Source organism: Lentzea sp. NBRC 105346, assembly GCF_030269605.1.
GTDB lineage: Bacteria > Actinomycetota > Actinomycetes > Mycobacteriales > Pseudonocardiaceae > Lentzea.
This window is the reverse complement of the sequence record NZ_BSTQ01000016.1, coordinates 35,615-51,345: the sequence shown is the minus strand read 5'-3', so window position 1 is coordinate 51,345 and position 15,731 is coordinate 35,615. Positions and strand designations below refer to the sequence as shown.

The 15,731-nt window shown below is 69.2% G+C and carries 13 protein-coding genes; 4 read left to right on the top strand and 9 right to left on the bottom strand.

What is annotated here, in order from left to right; all coding sequences use genetic code 11:
* Window positions 1–16 precede the first annotated feature (16 nt).
* The 5 genes from fabF to QSK35_RS30085 form a co-directional block, all read right to left on the bottom strand.
* On the bottom strand, window positions 17–1,252 hold the full coding sequence (gene fabF, locus QSK35_RS30105) for a beta-ketoacyl-ACP synthase II (RefSeq protein ID WP_285750939.1): 1,236 nt from the start codon (window positions 1,250–1,252) through the stop codon (window positions 17–19).
* Window positions 1,249–1,518: an acyl carrier protein gene (locus QSK35_RS30100; protein WP_285750938.1), complete on the bottom strand. Its 270-nt coding sequence runs from the start codon at window positions 1,516–1,518 to the stop codon at window positions 1,249–1,251. The genes fabF and QSK35_RS30100 overlap by 4 nt, the downstream gene beginning before the upstream one ends.
* Window positions 1,515–2,447: a beta-ketoacyl-ACP synthase III gene (locus QSK35_RS30095; RefSeq protein WP_285751132.1), complete on the bottom strand. Its 933-nt coding sequence runs from the start codon at window positions 2,445–2,447 to the stop codon at window positions 1,515–1,517. Before QSK35_RS30095 ends, QSK35_RS30100 begins: the two co-directional genes overlap by 4 nt.
* Before the next feature lie 41 nt (window positions 2,448–2,488).
* Entirely contained in the window at window positions 2,489–3,421 is a 933-nt protein-coding gene (locus QSK35_RS30090; protein WP_285750937.1) for an ACP S-malonyltransferase, read from the bottom strand.
* Between the two features lie 165 nt (window positions 3,422–3,586).
* Window positions 3,587–4,786, bottom strand: a complete 1,200-nt coding sequence (locus tag QSK35_RS30085; RefSeq protein ID WP_285750936.1) for a PucR family transcriptional regulator — start codon at window positions 4,784–4,786, stop codon at window positions 3,587–3,589.
* Between the two features lie 109 nt (window positions 4,787–4,895).
* On the opposite strand from QSK35_RS30085, the gene QSK35_RS30080 reads away from it, so the two are divergent.
* Window positions 4,896–6,464 carry an alpha/beta hydrolase gene (locus QSK35_RS30080; protein ID WP_285750935.1) on the top strand — a complete coding sequence of 523 codons (1,569 nt, stop codon included), beginning with the start codon at window positions 4,896–4,898 and terminating at the stop codon, window positions 6,462–6,464.
* Between the two features lie 782 nt (window positions 6,465–7,246).
* Window positions 7,247–8,029 carry a mechanosensitive ion channel family protein gene (locus QSK35_RS30075; protein ID WP_285750934.1) on the top strand — a complete coding sequence of 261 codons (783 nt, stop codon included), beginning with the start codon at window positions 7,247–7,249 and terminating at the stop codon, window positions 8,027–8,029.
* A gap of 40 nt (window positions 8,030–8,069) precedes the next feature.
* Here the strand turns inward: QSK35_RS30075 and QSK35_RS30070 are convergent, their stop codons facing one another.
* Genes QSK35_RS30070 through QSK35_RS30060 form a run of 3 tightly spaced genes read right to left on the bottom strand, consistent with a single transcriptional unit; the run spans window position 8,070 to window position 10,994 of the window.
* Window positions 8,070–8,855 (bottom strand): MBL fold metallo-hydrolase, encoded by a 786-nt coding sequence (locus QSK35_RS30070; RefSeq protein WP_285750933.1) that lies wholly within the window; start codon window positions 8,853–8,855, stop codon window positions 8,070–8,072.
* Window positions 8,852–9,892, bottom strand: a complete 1,041-nt coding sequence (locus QSK35_RS30065; RefSeq protein ID WP_285750932.1) for a winged helix DNA-binding domain-containing protein — start codon at window positions 9,890–9,892, stop codon at window positions 8,852–8,854. Before QSK35_RS30065 ends, QSK35_RS30070 begins: the two co-directional genes overlap by 4 nt.
* A gap of 13 nt (window positions 9,893–9,905) precedes the next feature.
* On the bottom strand, window positions 9,906–10,994 hold the full coding sequence (locus QSK35_RS30060) for a phytase (RefSeq protein WP_285750931.1): 1,089 nt from the start codon (window positions 10,992–10,994) through the stop codon (window positions 9,906–9,908).
* 56 nt (window positions 10,995–11,050) lie between these two features.
* Between QSK35_RS30060 and pnuC the strand changes: the two genes are divergently transcribed.
* Together pnuC and QSK35_RS30050 are read left to right on the top strand one after the other, a co-directional pair.
* Window positions 11,051–11,674 carry a nicotinamide riboside transporter PnuC gene (pnuC, locus tag QSK35_RS30055; protein WP_285750930.1) on the top strand — a complete coding sequence of 208 codons (624 nt, stop codon included), beginning with the start codon at window positions 11,051–11,053 and terminating at the stop codon, window positions 11,672–11,674.
* Window positions 11,671–12,834 carry a M14 family zinc carboxypeptidase gene (locus tag QSK35_RS30050; RefSeq protein ID WP_285750929.1) on the top strand — a complete coding sequence of 388 codons (1,164 nt, stop codon included), beginning with the start codon at window positions 11,671–11,673 and terminating at the stop codon, window positions 12,832–12,834. Before pnuC ends, QSK35_RS30050 begins: the two co-directional genes overlap by 4 nt.
* A gap of 62 nt (window positions 12,835–12,896) precedes the next feature.
* On the opposite strand, the gene aceE is transcribed toward QSK35_RS30050, so the two are convergent.
* Window positions 12,897–15,656, bottom strand: coding sequence for a pyruvate dehydrogenase (acetyl-transferring), homodimeric type (aceE, locus tag QSK35_RS30045; protein WP_285750928.1), 2,760 nt, complete (start codon window positions 15,654–15,656; stop codon window positions 12,897–12,899).
* Window positions 15,657–15,731: the final 75 nt, after the last annotated feature.

The window sequence follows — 15,731 nt, the reverse complement described above, 5'->3', positions numbered from 1 at the left end:
CCCGACCTAGTGCGAACTAGGCCGGGGTGAAGGCGAGCGCGACGTTGTGCCCGCCGAAGCCGAACGAGTCGTTGACGGCCGCGTCCAGCTTGACCTTTCGCGGCTCACCGGCCACGACGTCGAGCAGAACCGCGGGGTCCAGGTTGTCCAGGTTCAGCGTCTGCGGCACGACACCATCACGGATCGAGAGGACCGTGATGATGGCTTCCACCGCTCCGGCGGCACCGAGCAGGTGACCGAGCGCGCCCTTGGGGGCGGTCAGCACCGGGTGGTCGCCGATGGCCTTGCGAATGGCGACGGTCTCGGCCACGTCGCCGACCGGGGTCGAGGTGGCGTGGCAGTTCACGTGGCCGACGTCGGCCGGGTCGATGCCACCGCTGCGCAATGCCGCGGCGATCGCCCGTGACTGCCCCACACCCTCGGGGTCCGGTGCGGTGATGTGGTAGCCGTCGGCACTGGTGCCGATGCCGGCGAGCCGGCCGTAGATCTTGGCGCCGCGAGCCTCGGCGAAGTCCGCCCGCTCGAGCACCATGACACCGGCGCCTTCACCGAGCACGAAGCCGTCCCGCCCGACGTCGAAGGGGCGCGAGGCCTTCTCCGGCTCGTCGTTGCGGGTGCTCATCGTGCGGGCCTGGGAGAAACCGGCGACCGGGATCGCGGTGATGCACGCTTCCGCGCCACCGGCGACCACGACGTCGGCCTCGCCCGACTTGATCATGCGGAACGCCCAGGCGATCGCCTCGGCGCCCGAAGCGCACGCCGAAACCGGGGCGTGCACACCGGCCTGAGCCTTCAGCTCGAGACCGACGTGCGCGGCCGGGCCGTTGGGCATCAGCATCGGGACGGTCAGCGGCGACACCTTGCGCAGGCCCTGCTGCTCGAGCAGGTCGTCCTGGGTGAGCAGGGTGATCGCGCCACCGATGCCGGTGCCGATGATCACGGCGAGCCGCTGCTTGTCGACGGTGTCGTCGCCGTGACCGGCGTCGGCCCACGCCTGCCGGGACGCGACGACCGCGACCTGCTCCGACCGGTCCAGCCGCCGGGCCTCGACGCGAGGCAGCACCTCGGTCGGGTCCACGACGAGCTGGGAGGCGATCTTCACCGGCAGGTCGTACTTCTCGACCCACTCGTGGGTCAGGGGGCGGACCCCCGACTTGCCGGCGAGCAGTGCGTCCCAGGTGGACGTGACGTCACCACCGAGCGGGGTGGTGGCACCCAGCCCGGTGATGACGACGTCGATGTTTGAACTCATGCGTTGGCGGCGATGTAGTTCACCGCATCGCCCACGGTCTTGAGGTTGGCCAGCTCGTCGTCCGGGATCTTCACGCCGAACTTGTCCTCGGCCTGGACGGCGATCTCGACCATGGACAGCGAGTCGATGTCGAGATCGTCCACGAAGGACTTGTCGACGGTGACGTCGGCAGCGGTGACGCCGGCGACCTCTTCGACGATCTCGGCAAGACCCTTCGTGATGTCCTCGTTGCTCACTGTTGTTCCCTTTCCGTCATCGATACTCATGGGCACCGGACCACCTGGCCTGCATAGGACAGGCCCGCGCCGAATCCGACCAGCAGCACCACATCTCCGGAGGAGATCTCGCCCGCTGCCCTCATGTGGTCCAGTGCCATGGGGATCGAGGCGGAGGAGGTGTTGCCGGACTCGACGATGTCTCGTGCGATCACCATGTCCTGCCGCGCCCCCTTGGCGTGCAGGCGCTTGGCGACCGCTTCGACGATTCGCAGGTTCGCCTGGTGCGGCACGAAAACGTCCACTTCGGACGGCTCGATGCCCGCCAGTTCGACCGCGCGAAGCGCCACGGGTGCGATCTGGGTGGTCGCCCACCGGAAGACCGACTGGCCCTCCTGGTGCACGAACGACACCCGGTCCTTGATCGTAATGGCCTCGACGAGATCGCCTCGGCTGCCCCAGGCAACGGGGCCGATGTGAGCCTCGTCGCTCGGGCCCACGACCGCGGCGCCCGCGGCGTCGGCGAAGATGATCGCCGTCGAGCGGTCGTCCGGGTCGACCCAGTCGGAGAGCTTCTCCGCGCCGATCACCAGCACGTGCTTCGCCGTGCCCGCGCGGACCATGTCCGAGGCGACGCCCAGCGCGTAGCAGAAGCCGGCGCACGCGGCGTTCAGGTCGAACGCGGGCGCTTCCTTCACACCGATGCGGTCGGCGACCTGCGCGGCGGCGTTCGGGATCGGGGTCGGCATGGTGCACGTGGCGACGATCACGGCGCCGATGTCGGACGGGGTGAGGCCGGCGTCCGCGATCGCCTTCGAACCGGCGGTGACGGCCATGTCGACGAGCAGTTCGTCCTTGTCGGCGACGCGGCGGTTCACGATGCCGACGCGTTCGCGGATCCACTCGTCACTGGTGTCCATGCGAGCGGCGAGGTCGTGGTTGCTCACGACGTTCTCGGGCTGGTAGCTGCCCAGCCCCATGATTCGGGTCCCCGCGACGGGAACGGGAATCCTGAACTGCGTCACTGATCGGCCTCCGCGGCGGTGTTCAGCAGGTCGGTGACCTGGTCGAGCTGAGCCGGCGTCTTCAGGCCGAGGGTGGGGGTGCCCTTGAGCGTGCGCTTCGCAAGGCCGGTGAGCGCGCCCGCCGGGGGCAGCTCGATCACGGCGCGGACGTTCTTGGCGGCGAGGGTCTCCTGGCAGCTGTCCCAGCGGACCGGGCGGGTCACCTGGGCGATGAGGCGGCTCAGCACCTCGGCGCCGTCGGTGACGAACCCGCCGTCGGCGTTGGACAGCAGTGCCTTCTCCGGGTCGTGCGTGGCCAGACCGGCGGCCTGCTGGCGCAGCGCCTCCTCGGCCGGGGCCATGTACTGCGTGTGGAACGCGCCCGCGACCTTGAGCGCCCGCACCTTGGCGCGCTCCGGCGGGTTCTCCGCGAGCTTGGTCAGCGCCTCCAGCGGACCGGCGGCGACGATCTGCGCCGCGCCGTTGCGGTTGGCGGGCACCAGGTTCAGCTCCTCGAGGCGAGCGAGCACGTCGGCCTCCTCGCCGCCGAGCACGGCGGCCATGCCGGTCGGCGCGAGGGCGCACGCGGCGGCCATCTCCCGGCCCCGCGTGGCGGCGAGCGCGACGGCGTCGTCCGCGCTCAGTGCGCCGGCGATCGCCGCGGCGGCGAGCTCACCGACGGAGTGACCGGCGACGATGACGTCCTCGGGGAGGTCGATCCGGGTGCGCAGCTGGTGGTAGGCCAGCAGCGCGGACGCCACGACGAGCGGCTGCGTGACCGCGGTGTCGACGATCTCCTCGGCCTCCGCGGTGGTGCCCAGCCGCACGAGGTCGAGCTTCGCGATCTCCGACCACTTCCGGAGCTGCTCTTCGGCCCCCTCGACTTCGAGCCAGGGGGTGAGCATGCCGGGCGTCTGCGACCCTTGTCCGGGGGCGAGGAGTGCGATCACGCGTTCACTAAAGCTGGTCGCGTGCGCTCCCAGTGATGCCGCAGACCACGAAGTACAACGATCGTCTTTGTAGCTTCCCTACAAAAGTGACCTGGTTGTGAACGTTGCACGACGTCGTGCGTTGTTGACAACCGACTCAATCACTCGTTCGGACTGGTGTGCCTCTCACCACAGTCCGCGCGCTCGGGCGAGCCGCCCAACGCTGAGTGCGACGCGCAACACCAGAGCGTCACGGGGATCATGGGCGTTTCGCCCGGTGAGCTCGTGGATGCGGCGCAACCGGTAGCGCACGGTGTTGGGGTGCACGAAGAGCTTGCGTGCGCAGGTCTCCAGCACCCCGCCGACCTCGAGGAACGCGTCGACCGTCTCCAGCAGCGACCCGCCCGCGTCCTCCAGCGGCCGCGCGACGCGGTCGACGAGCTGCCACTCGGCCTCGGGGTCACCCGCCAGCGCCCGTTCCGGCAGCAGGTCGACGGATCGCACCGGCCTGGGCGCACCCGGCCAGCCGACCACGGCCCGCAACCCGCTGAGCGCGTCACTGGCGCTGCGGTGCGCCTCGGCGAGGCTCGCGGTCGTCGGTCCCGCGACCACGGGCCCGTCGCCGAACGCCTCGGCGATCTTGGCAAGCACCTCCTCGACGGGGTCGGTCGGTCCGCTCAGCACCACGACCAGCCGTGACCCCTGCACGCTCAGCAGCACGGCGCGGCCCAGGCGGGCGGCCTTGCTGCGAACGCCGTAGATGATCTCCTGCGGGTCCTCCGAGTTGGGGTTGCCGACGACGACCGTCGCCTGGGCGGCGGGGTCCCAGCCGAGCGCGGCCGCCCGGCTGAGGAGAGCCTCCTCGGGGTCGCCGCGGACGATCCCGTCCACGACCAGGGCCTCCAGCCGGGCGTCCCACGCACCGCGCGCCTCGGCGGCCGCCGCGTAGCTGGTCGCGGCCGAGAAGGCGATCTCCCGGCCGTACCGCAGGACGCCCTCGGTGAGGAACATGCGCTCCTGGTCGTTGCCCGCGAGCACGGGCAGCTGCTGCTCGAACAGCTCCAGCGCTATCCGCACGAGCTCGACGGTCTGCCGCAGGCTGACCCAGCGGGAGATGTCCTTGGGCGCGCTGCGGAACGCCTCCGCGCTCAGGCTCATCGACTGCTCGGGGTCGTGCAGCCAGGAAACGAACCCCGCGACGCCGTTCTGGATCAGCAGCAACACGCTGGCGCGCTGGTCGGCGGGCATGCGCCGGAACCAGGGCAGCCGGTTCTCCATCTCCGCGACGCTGGTCGCGGCCAGGTTGCCCGACGCGCGCTCCAGCTTGCGCATCGTGCGCGGGGACAGCCCAGGTGTGCCCTCGTGCGCCCCGGCTGTGCTGCTCATTCCCACAGCCTAGGTGCTGTCACCGGGTCGAGTGACAGAACCTGAAAAGCCCCCTTGGGAGCCATACCGTCGCGGGTGATTTGGTTCACCGGCGCGGAGGTATTGGGTCTTGCGGAGGATTTCGGCAATCGGCATCGGTGTGGTCGCGCTCATGCTGGTGAGCACGACCGCGTCAGCGGACCCGCCAGATCCGCTCGCCGAGTTCTACCAGCAGAAGGTCGAGTGGAAGCAGTGCTCGGGCAAGCTCTCCGCGCTGGAGTGCGCCACCCTCGTCGCACCCCTCGACTACGCCAAGCCCGCCGGCGACCGCATCTCGCTAGTCATCAGCCGCTCGAAGGCCCGCGCGGCGGACCGCAGGCGTGGCGTTCTGTTCACCAATCCGGGTGGTCCCGGAGGCTCAGGCCTGAGCATGCCCGTCTTCCTGGAAAAGGCGGCCGTCGGTGACGTCTACGACCTGATCGGCTTCGACCCGCGCGGCGTGGGCGGCTCCACGGCCCTGAACTGCCGCGAGTCCCCGGTCATCGCCACCCCCGACTCCCGCCCGGCGGACGCCGACTTCCCGAAGTGGGCCGCCGAGGCGCGCGAGGCGGAGGAGGCGTGCGCTCGTTCCGCAGGCGGCATCCGCCAGTTCATCAGCACCGCGAACACCGCCCGCGACATGGACGTCGTCCGAGGCGCCCTGGGTGAACCGAAGATCAACTACCTCGGCTACTCCTACGGGACCTACCTGGGCGCCGTCTACGGCACGCTGTTCCCGGCGCGCCTGGACCGCAGCGTGCTCGACTCGTCCGTGCATCCGGAGTGGGTGTGGCGCGACCAGTTCAAGGCGCAGGCCGTCGCGTACCGCCGCGACGTCGAGGCGTGGGCGGCGTGGGTGTCCGAGCGCAACGGGGCTTTCTCGTTGGGGAAGACTCCTGCCGAGGTCCTGACCGAGGTCGAGAAGGTGGCTTCGGCGTTGCTGACGAAGCCGATCGGCGACCACAACCGTTCGTCCTTCGACGGAGCCGTCGGTGTCGGCGCCCGCTACCGTCCACTGTGGTCTGATCTGGCCACGATCGTCGGGAAGCTGCGGGCGGGGGAGAAGCCTGCGGTCGAGGGTGCCAAGGCGGCTTCCTTGTTGGCTCGCACCGGGATTTCCGACCTGCGGTCCGGTGTCTTCGACACTGTGACCTGTGAGTCGGACTGGCCCACCGATGTCGAGACCTACTACGAGGACATGCGAACGTTCCGTGATCGCTACCCGTTCGGGTTCGGCATCGTCCGGGCGGCGCCTATGACGTGCACGTTCCGTTCGTTTGTGCCGCCGGAGCCCCCTGTTCGGGTTCTGCGCAACGGGTACCCGGTCGGGGTCATCGTGCAGTCGGAGGGGGACACCCAGACGCAGTACGCGTCCGGTCCCGCTATGGCTTCCCGGTTGGGGAACAACCTGATCACCGTTGTGGATGAGGGGAAGCACGGGCTTTACGGCGGTGGGAACAAGTGTGTGGATGAGCGGGTCGATCGGTATCTGATCGATGGGGTGTTGCCTGGGTCGACTTCTGAGTGTCCTGGGGATGCTCGGCCGGACGTGCCCAAGGATGGGGAGGCGCCGCAGCCGACCGTTCAGGCCGATTTGTCGCAGTCGATCCAGGCTTATCTGGATGGGCGGGGGTTGAGTCGGCATTTGGCTGGTGGGTGAAGGGGCAACTCGCCGGGGCGTGAGTGGGCGACACGCGGGGATGGGTGGGCTCGCGCGGGCTGGGTTGAGGACTCGCAGATCGGGAAGGTACGGCTCGGTGGTCGGGAACGTACGACTCGCGCGCATCGGGTGCGGGAGCGTCAGACTCAGGGGGCCGGACGGTAAGACTCGGGGGTCCGGACGGTAAGACTCGCGCGGGAAGGCGGCACGTACGGCACCGGCACGAACGCTGGCGACCACACACGGGACCGGCAGCCAAGGTGGCGACCACGCACCCAGAGTGGGGCGCGTCTGGTGGGCACGTACGGAACGCGATTGGGGCTTGACTTGGGGTGCGGTGTGGTAGCCCTTGTTGGGCCGGCAGATCTTGCATCTGCCGGCGGAGCCGGCCCACCACGCCGCCCGAAGGGATCGAACACAGCGCCCCTGAGGTTCCAAGTCAAGCCCCAATCGCGGCGCCGAAGGCGCCCCCGGAAGACGCAGCGCCCCACGACACCGGCAGCCGACAAAAGGTGACCACGCACGCAACCGGCAGCCAAAGACCGTGTACGGAACCGGCAGTCAAGGCCGAGGCAAGGCACCGAACAACGGAAGCGCCCGGCGCGTTGACCGCGCCGGGCGCTTCCATCTCCCCGGTCCCCACCGGTCACTCCACTCTGGACGGTGATCGTCTGTAAGTCCACGTCAGCCACCCTTTCGTGTCACAGTGTCGCGGTTGCCGGGCGTGTCGAACCACGAAACGATCTACACAACAACCGCAACACGAACCCGAGGAGGGCGCCGTGGGCTCCCAAATCACCGAAGGACTCGGGCAGGCGTGGGCCATGGTGGCCACGTTCGTCCCGAAGCTCCTCGGTTTCTTGCTCGTCCTGGTCGTCGGCTGGTTCATCGCCAAGGCCCTTTCGAAGGGCGTCGAGTTCCTGCTGAAGAGGGTCGGCTTCGACCGCCTGGTCGAGAAGTCGGGCCTCGGCGGCGCTATGGCGCAGTCCCCGATCGACGCTAGCGGGCTGATCGTCAAGATCGTCTACTACTTCGTGTTGCTCATCGCGCTGCAGCTCGCCTTCGGGGTGTTCGGCACCGGGAACGCCGTGTCGGCGTTGCTGAACGATGTCATCGCGTACCTGCCGCGCATCGTCGTGGCGCTGGTGCTCGTGCTGGTCGCGTCCGCCATCGGCAAGGCCATGCGCGGGCTCGTCGAGGGCGCGCTGGGTGCGCGGCCATACACGAAGATGCTGGGCGGCATCACGTACGGCTTCATCATGGCGCTGGGTGTTATCGCGGCGCTGAACCAGCTGGGCATCGCGGTGTCGGTGACGATGCCGGTTCTGATCGCGGTGCTCGCGACGGTCGCCGGCGTGATCGTCATCGGCGTTGGTGGCGGTCTGGTGCGGCCGATGCAGCAGCGGTGGGAGGGCTGGCTTCAGCGCATGCAGGCCGAGGCGCCTCCCGGTCGCGCGCCGCAGCCTCGCAGGTCGCAGGAGCAGCCGGTGAGCGCGGGCATGCGCGGCATGGACAACACGCCTACGCCGCCGCAGGGCACGCCGATGCCGCCGGCTTCGGAGTAGCAGGAACCCGCTGAGGGGGCCGTCCGTGAGGGCGGCCCCCTCAGTGCATTCGCTGCACGATGAAGTCGGGGTAGGGGTGCGGGCCGTAGGCGCCGGCGGTTTCGTCCAACGCCGCGCGTAGCGCGCGCAGGTGGTCGACGGTCAGCTGCAGTGGCGGCTCGGACGGGTGGTACGTCGTGCGGATCGGGTAGTCGACGCCCGGCGTGGTGGTCATCTCGATGTGGCAGCCGAGTACGTGGGTCACCGGGTTGACCGAACAGAAGGCGATCAGCCGGTCGATCGTCGCGACGTACGCGTCCCAGTCGAAGATGTAGAGTCGGCCGGGGTAGAGCGTGTCGCCGGTGAGGAGCAACCCGGTCTGCCGGTCGTAGAACACCACCGCGGACTCCTGGTGGCCCGGCCCTGGGATCGCGTCGACGATCCGGTCGCCCAGGTCGACCGTCGCCGAGTTCGAAGGCCAGTCCGTGAAGCCGAAGAACTCGATCACGGCGTCCAAAGTAGGCGCCACCACGTCGGTGAACTGGCCGTCGCCCGCGACGTGGTCGCCGTGCGCGTGAGTGTGCACCACCTGCAGGCGGCGATCGCCGATCAACGTAGAAACCGTGTCCCGCAACGGGAAGTATTCCTCCTCGGCGGTCGCACCCGTGTCGATCAGCAGCGCCGTGTGCGTGCCCAGCAGCAGGAACATGAACGGCGCCTCGTAGTGCACCGACTTGTTCTGTCGCAGGATGAACGTCCGGGAGTCGTAGGAGTGCACCTGGATCGGCGGCGCCGGGTCGTGCTTCGCCGACGGCCAGCCCGCGTGCCACTTCACGTCGAGGTTCATGTCCGGAGGAACTCCTGCAGGCGTTCGGCCTCCGCGTCGACCTCGGCGCGGACGCTCTTCGGTTGCGGGGAAAGGTAGTCGACGGTCACGTCACCGGACTTGAACGTCCACTGTGCACCGACGTAGCCGTTGATCAGCACGGTGCGCTTGCCGCCGATGACCAGCGGCAGGTGTTCGTCGGCGATAACGCGGCCGCGGTCGGCGTGCGCCAGCAGGATGTTGTCGAACTCCGGCAGGAACCGCACCGGCAGCGGCGTGTCCGCGGGCGGGCGAGGTGCGTCGGGCAGGTCGAACAGCTCACGGCCCTCGTAGGTGAACGTCACGAGCCGGTCCCGCAGGCCTTCGACGACTTCCTTCAACCTCGTCAGCCCGCACCACGCCTGGATGTCCATCACGGACGACGGGCCGAACGCGGCCAGGTACCGCAGGACCACGTCCGAAAGGGAGAACGCCGACAGCGGCCGGCCGAGCCACGCCTCGGCGGTCGTGCAGACCGGACGCTTCAGCAGTCCCGGTCCCCACACGCCGCGCGGCGGGATCTGCACGGCCGGCAACGCGCACCGCAGCAGCAGGCCGAACGTCGTCGGGTCGTAACCGGGCCAGCGCTCGGCCAGGAGTTTGCCGATGTTGGTGAGCGTGTCCGGCTGCGCCTCGACCAGCTTGCGCGCGGTGCCGACGACCTCGTCGAGATCGAGGCCCGCGAGCTTCTTCGAGATCATCGGCGACGCGATGTGCCGGTCCATGATCACCTGCGTCAACGGCCGCAGGCCCACGCAGTCCGCGGCGCTGACCAGGTGAATCGTGCCGCGCATCAGCAGCAGGCGGACGGCCTGGCGGGACTCCAGCAGCGAGGAGAGCGAGTCGGACGAGAAGTCCGTGATGCGGGACCACAGGCCGGCGTAGGGCGACATCGGTTCCTGCGCCTGGATCCCCACCAGGAACTCGATGGCGTCGAGCGCGCTCAACGGAGCACGCTCGCGCAGCATCTGTCGTTCGATCAGTGCCCGGTTCAGCTCGTCCCGGCTCAGACTCCCCATCCGGGCACTGTAATCACCAGCGCAGGAAGGCGAAACCGGTTCCGTCGGGACGCTCGCCGTCGTGCACGACGAACAGGTTCAGCTTGCCCGTCACGATGGCGGCGCCGTCCGAATGCTCGACGTCCTTGACCCGGAAGTCGGACAGCGGCTTGAAGCCGTTGCGCTGGTACAGCACGAACCGCGAGTCGCCCTGGCTCGACGCGACCAGCTTGTCGTTCCACAGCGTCAGGCCCTCGGCGTCGGCTTCGAGCCACTGGCCGCCGAAACCGGGGTTCGGGCCGTCGGCCACGCACTCCTCGCCTGCCTCGTCGTACTTCATCGGCGCACCGAACGAGCGCACCTTGTCGACCAGCTCGGGCGAGCCGAAGCCTTTGGCGCGCAACGGAATCCGCCAGATGCCGACGTCCTCCTGCGCGGCGTACAGCACGCCCGCGGCCGAGTCGATCACCATGCCCTCGAGCTGCGGCTCGTCGCCGGGCTCCTCGCACGGCTTCCAGGTGGAACCGTTGGGCAGCTTGAACTTCTTCGGCAGGTCGAGCGTGGACACGACCTTCGTGTCGACGTGACGACCCTTCTCCACGTGCAGCAGCGCGATGCGGGTCTCGTTGCGACGGCTCGTCACCACGACGTCGCGGCCACCGACCGTGCCCGCGGCCAGGCCGTAGACGTTGCGCTGCTCGTCGACCTCGTCCTCGTCGTCGGAGAACACCGGCTTGGTCTTCGGGTTCGTCACGTCGTGCGCGCCGGAGGCGTCCACGCGGAACACCCGGATCCGGTCGCGCCCGCGGTCGCTGACGAATGCCAGGTCACCGAGAACGTCGACGTTGTTGAAGCGGCCGGGCTTGGCGTCCGGCGACGGCGCGGGCGGCGCGGGGTACACGCCGATGGTGCGGCCCTTCAGGTCGAACGCCGCGAGCCCGCCCTCCTTGAGCGTGCCGAGCACCACACTGCGCTCGGTGTCCGCCGGGTTCACCCAGATCGCGGGGTCGTCCGCGTCCGCGGGCTCGCCGAACGTCTGTGTCACAGCGGTCGGCTCGAGTACCGGGGTGGCGGTGGGCGCGAGGAACAAAGGCACCAGCGCCAGCGCTAACGAAGATGACATGCGTGGGAACGTAGGGGCGGTCGGTGTACAACGACTGAACCGAGGGGGAACAGGCTGTGTGGTACGAGGTGGGTCTGACGATCTTCGGGAAGAAGATCGCCTACACCGAGCTGATCGGGCAGGTCCTCGCGCTGGCCGTGGTGTTCCTGGCCCAGCGCCGCTCGCTGTGGACGTGGCCGGTGCAGCTCGTCTCGGTGGCGATGCTCTTCGTCGTCTACCTGTCGTCGAGCCTGGGCGGACTCGCCACACGACAGGTCGTCGTCGGGCTGATCGCGATCTACGGCTGGTACGCGTGGGTGCGCCACCGCGACCCGATCTTCGGCGTCGTGGTCCGCAAGGGCACCGTTCGTGAGCGCCTGGCGATCGTCGGGGTGTTCGTCGTCGGCACGGTCGCGTTCGCGCTGGTGCTGGACGCGTTGAACGCCTCGTGGGCGCCGTGGCCGGACGCCGCGATCTTCGTGGGCACCGTGCTCGCGTTCGCGCTGCAGGGCCTCGGGCTGGTCGAGTTCTGGCTGGTCTGGCTCGCGGTCGACGCGGTCGGCGTACCGCTGCAGATCCAGTCGCACCTGTACTTCAGCGCTTTGGTCTACACGGTGTTCGCCGGTTTGGTGATCCACGGCTGGTTCGACTGGAACAGGACCGCGAAACGGTTGACACAGGCGGCATCGTCTCCCGTATGAGGGGACTCCTGATCGCCTTTGCACTGATCATCGCCGGTGCCACACCGGCTCACGCCGCCGAACCGCCGCGCACCGGGTTCGAGCAGACCGGCAACTGGACCACCGAGTCCGAGGAACAGGCCTACCTGACGGCCCTCGGCCTCCCGACCACACGCATCGGCACGACCGCTCAGGGCCGCCCGGTGCAGCTCGTCCAGGTCGGTCCGAGAGCGCGCACGGTCGTGCTGTTCATCTGCTCCCAGCACGGCGACGAACCGGCGGGCCGCGAGGCGTGCCTGATCGCGATGCGCGACCTCCCGCGCCGCCCCGGCGTGACGTACCTGTTCGTGCCGAACGCCAACCCGGACGGCCGCGTCGCGAACACGCGCACCAACTCCGGCGGCATCGACATCAACCGCGACCACCTGCTGCTGAAGTCCGCCGAGGCCCGCGCCATCGCGGCGGTGATCCGCGACTGGCGGCCCGACGTGATCCACGACCTGCACGAGTTCGGCCCGAGCGAGCCCTACTACGTCAAGGACGTGCTGTGGCTGTGGCCGCGCAACCTCAACGCCACCAAGGCCGTGCACGACCTGTCGGAGTCGCTTTCCCGCGCGTACGTGAAGCCTGCGGTCGAGGCCGCCGGGCGCACCAGCGGCGTCTACGGGATCTACGTGGACCCGGTGACCGGTGAGCCGGTCCGCCAGGTCGCGGGCGACCACCAGGAACGCATCCTGCGCAACACCGCGGGCCTGAAGCACGCGATGGGACTGTTGCTGGAGACCAACGACACCGGCACGCCACGCAAACGCGTCGACTCGCACCTGCTCGCGGTGAACGGGACGCTGAAGTACGTCTCCGAGAAGGGGCCGGAGATCGAGCGCGCCAACGCCCGCAGCCGGGCCGTGCGGTCCGGGCCGGTGTACTTCGGCGGGGCGGACAACCAGGCGCCCACTCCGGGCCAGGTGGAGCCGAACCCGCCGTGCGGCTACGTCCTCACGGCCGCCCAGTACACCGAGATCAAGGACGAACTCGGGTTGCACGGCATCAGGTCGCAGTACATGCGCGGCGGCGACCGCATCGTGCCGCTCAACCAGGGGATGCGAGCCCTGATCCCGCTCCTGCTCGACGCCCGTGCCGACGGCGAACTGCTCGCCGCCCGCCCCATCGCCCACTGCTGAATGCCGTCGGGGGCCTATTCGCTGCGTAAAACGCAGCGAATAGGCCCCCGACGGTGTGTGAACTAGGCCAGGCCCGCGTCCGAGGTGGACGGACCCGCGGCCTGAACGTCGTCGATGCGGTACTTGCGTGCCGCCTCGACGACCTTGGCCGGGTCGATCTCGCCGCGCTTGGCCAGTGCCTGCAGCGTCGCCACGACCACGGACTCGGCGTCGACGAGGAAGTACCGCCGGGCCGCCGGACGCGTGTCGGAGAACCCGAACCCGTCGGTGCCGAGCGTGGTCATGTCGGTCGGCACGTACGGGCGGATCAGGTCCGGCACGGCCGTCATCCAGTCCGACACCGCCACGACCGGGCCGGGGGCGCCGGTCAGCACCTGCGTCACGTACGGCACGCGCGGCTCGGCGTCCGGGTGCAGCAGGTTGTGCCGGTCGGTGTCGACGGCGTCGCGGCGCAGCTCCGAGTACGACGTGGCGGACCACACGTCCGCGTAGACGCCCCAGTCCTGGGCCAGCAGCTGCTGGGCCTTCAACGCCCACGGCATGCCGACACCCGAGCCGAGGATCTGCGCCCGCGGGCCCTCACCCTCGGGGGCGGCCTGGTAGCGGTAGAGGCCGCGCAGGATGCCCTCGACGTCCACGCCCTCCGGCTCGGCCGGCTGCACATACGGTTCGTTGTAGACGGTGATGTAGTAGAAGACGTTCTCGGCGTTCTCGCCGTACATCCGGCGCAGACCGTCCTTGACGATGTGCGCGACCTCGAACGACCACGCCGGGTCGTACGCGACGACGGCCGGGTTGGTGTGCGCCAGCAGCAGCGAGTGGCCGTCGGCGTGCTGCAGGCCCTCACCGGTCAGCGTCGTGCGGCCCGCGGTGGCACCGAGCACGAAGCCGCGCGCCATCTGGTCCGCCGCCGCCCACAGGCCGTCACCGGTGCGCTGGAACCCGAACATCGAGTAGAAGATGTAGATCGGGATCATCGGCTCGCCCTGCGTGGCGTAGGACGTGCCGACCGCAGTGAACGACGCCGTCGAGCCGGCCTCGTTGATGCCCTCGTGCAGGATCTGGCCCTGCTCGGACTCCTTGTACGCCAGCATCAGGTTGGCGTCGACCGAGGTGTAGGCCTGGCCGTTCGGGTTGTAGATCTTCTGCGTCGGGAACATGGAGTCCATGCCGAACGTGCGCGCCTCGTCCGGGATGATCGGCACGATGCGCGGGCCGATCTCCGGGTCCTTCGCGAGGTCGCGGACGAGCCGCACGAACGCCATCGTCGTCGCGACCTCCTGCTTGCCGGAGCCGCGCTTGATGCCGTCGTAGACCTTGTCGCCGGGCAGCACGAGCGCCTTGGACTTCGTGCGGCGCTCCGGCACGAACCCGCCGAGCTGGCGGCGGCGCTCCAGCAGGTACTGGATGGCCGGGTCGTCCTGGCCGGGGTGGTAGTACGGCGGCAGGTACGGGTCCGCCTCGAGCTGCGCGTCGGTGAACGGGATGCGCAGGCTGTCCCGGAAGCCCTTGAGGTCGTCCAGGGTCATCTTCTTCATCTGGTGCGTCGCGTTGCGGGCCGCGAAGTGCGGGCCGAGCGCGTAGCCCTTGATGGTCTTGGCGAGGATGACCGTCGGCTGGCCGACCGTCTCGGTGGCCGCCTTGTACGCCGCGTAGACCTTGCGGTAGTCGTGACCGCCGCGCTTGAGGTTCCACACCTCGTCGTCGGTCATCGGCGCCACGAGCTCCTTGGTGCGCGGGTCGCGCCCGAAGAAGTGCTCCTTGATGTACGCGCCGTCGTTCGCCTTGTAGGTCTGGTAGTCGCCGTCCGGCGTCTGGTTCATCAGGTTGACCAGGGCGCCGTCGCGGTCCGCGTGCAGCAGCGCGTCCCACTCGCGGCCCCAGATGACCTTGATGACGTTCCAGCCCGCGCCGCGGAAGAACGACTCCAGCTCCTGGATGATCTTGCCGTTGCCGCGCACCGGGCCGTCGAGGCGCTGCAGGTTGCAGTTGACCACGAAGGTCAGGTTGTCCAGCTGCTCGTTGGCCGCGAGCTGCAGCAGACCACGCGACTCGGGCTCGTCCATCTCGCCGTCGCCGAGGAACGCCCAGACGTGCTGGTCGGAGGTGTCCTTGAAGCCGCGGGCCTGCAGGTAGCGGTTGAACCGCGCCTGGTAGATCGCGTTCATCGGGCCGATGCCCATGGACACCGTGGGGAACTCCCAGAAGTCCGGCATCAGCCGCGGGTGCGGGTACGACGGCAGGCCGCCGCCGGGACCGGCGTGCGAGAACTCCTGGCGGAACCCGTCGAGCTGGTGCTCGCTCAGCCGTCCCTCGAGGAACGCGCGGGCGTACACACCGGGCGACGCGTGCCCCTGGATGAACACCTGGTCGCCGCCGCCGGGGTGGTTCTTGCCGCGGAAGAAGTGGTTGAACCCGACCTCGTAAAGGCTCGCGCTCGACGCATACGTCGAAATGTGTCCACCGACACCCACACCGGGCCGCTGCGCGCGGTGCACGGTCATCGCCGCGTTCCACCGGATCCACGCGCGGTACCGGCGCTCGGTCTCCTCGTCACCGGGGAACCACGGCTCGCGCTCGGTCGGGATCGTGTTGACGTAGTCCGTGCTGGTCAGCGCGGGCATGCCGACCTGGTTCTCGCGAGCCTTCTCGAGCAGTCTGAGCATCAGGTACCGGGCGCGCTGCTGCCCGCCGCCCTTCAACACCGCGTCGAACGATTCGAGCCACTCCGCGGTCTCCTCCGGATCGATGTCCGGAAGATGGGCGGCGAGGCCGTCACGGATGACGCGCACCCGTTCGGGGCCGGTGTTCTGCGGGCTCAAGGTGTCTCCTCGGACTGTCTTTCGCGGTGCTGTGCACCCCCATCGTTGTCGCAAGGAGGCGAATCCGGCACCGCT

Coding starts and splice junctions, on each gene's coding strand:
- fabF (WP_285750939.1), bottom strand. CDS start 1,252: ATGAGTTCAAACATCGACGTCGTCATCACCGGGCTGGGTGCCACCACC.
- QSK35_RS30100 (WP_285750938.1), bottom strand. CDS start 1,518: ATGAGTATCGATGACGGAAAGGGAACAACAGTGAGCAACGAGGACATC.
- QSK35_RS30095 (WP_285751132.1), bottom strand. CDS start 2,447: ATGGGGCTGGGCAGCTACCAGCCCGAGAACGTCGTGAGCAACCACGAC.
- QSK35_RS30085 (WP_285750936.1), bottom strand. CDS start 4,786: ATGAGCAGCACAGCCGGGGCGCACGAGGGCACACCTGGGCTGTCCCCG.
- QSK35_RS30070 (WP_285750933.1), bottom strand. CDS start 8,855: ATGAACCTCGACGTGAAGTGGCACGCGGGCTGGCCGTCGGCGAAGCAC.
- QSK35_RS30065 (WP_285750932.1), bottom strand. CDS start 9,892: ATGGGGAGTCTGAGCCGGGACGAGCTGAACCGGGCACTGATCGAACGA.
- QSK35_RS30060 (WP_285750931.1), bottom strand. CDS start 10,994: ATGTCATCTTCGTTAGCGCTGGCGCTGGTGCCTTTGTTCCTCGCGCCC.
- QSK35_RS30050 (WP_285750929.1), top strand. CDS start 11,671: ATGAGGGGACTCCTGATCGCCTTTGCACTGATCATCGCCGGTGCCACA.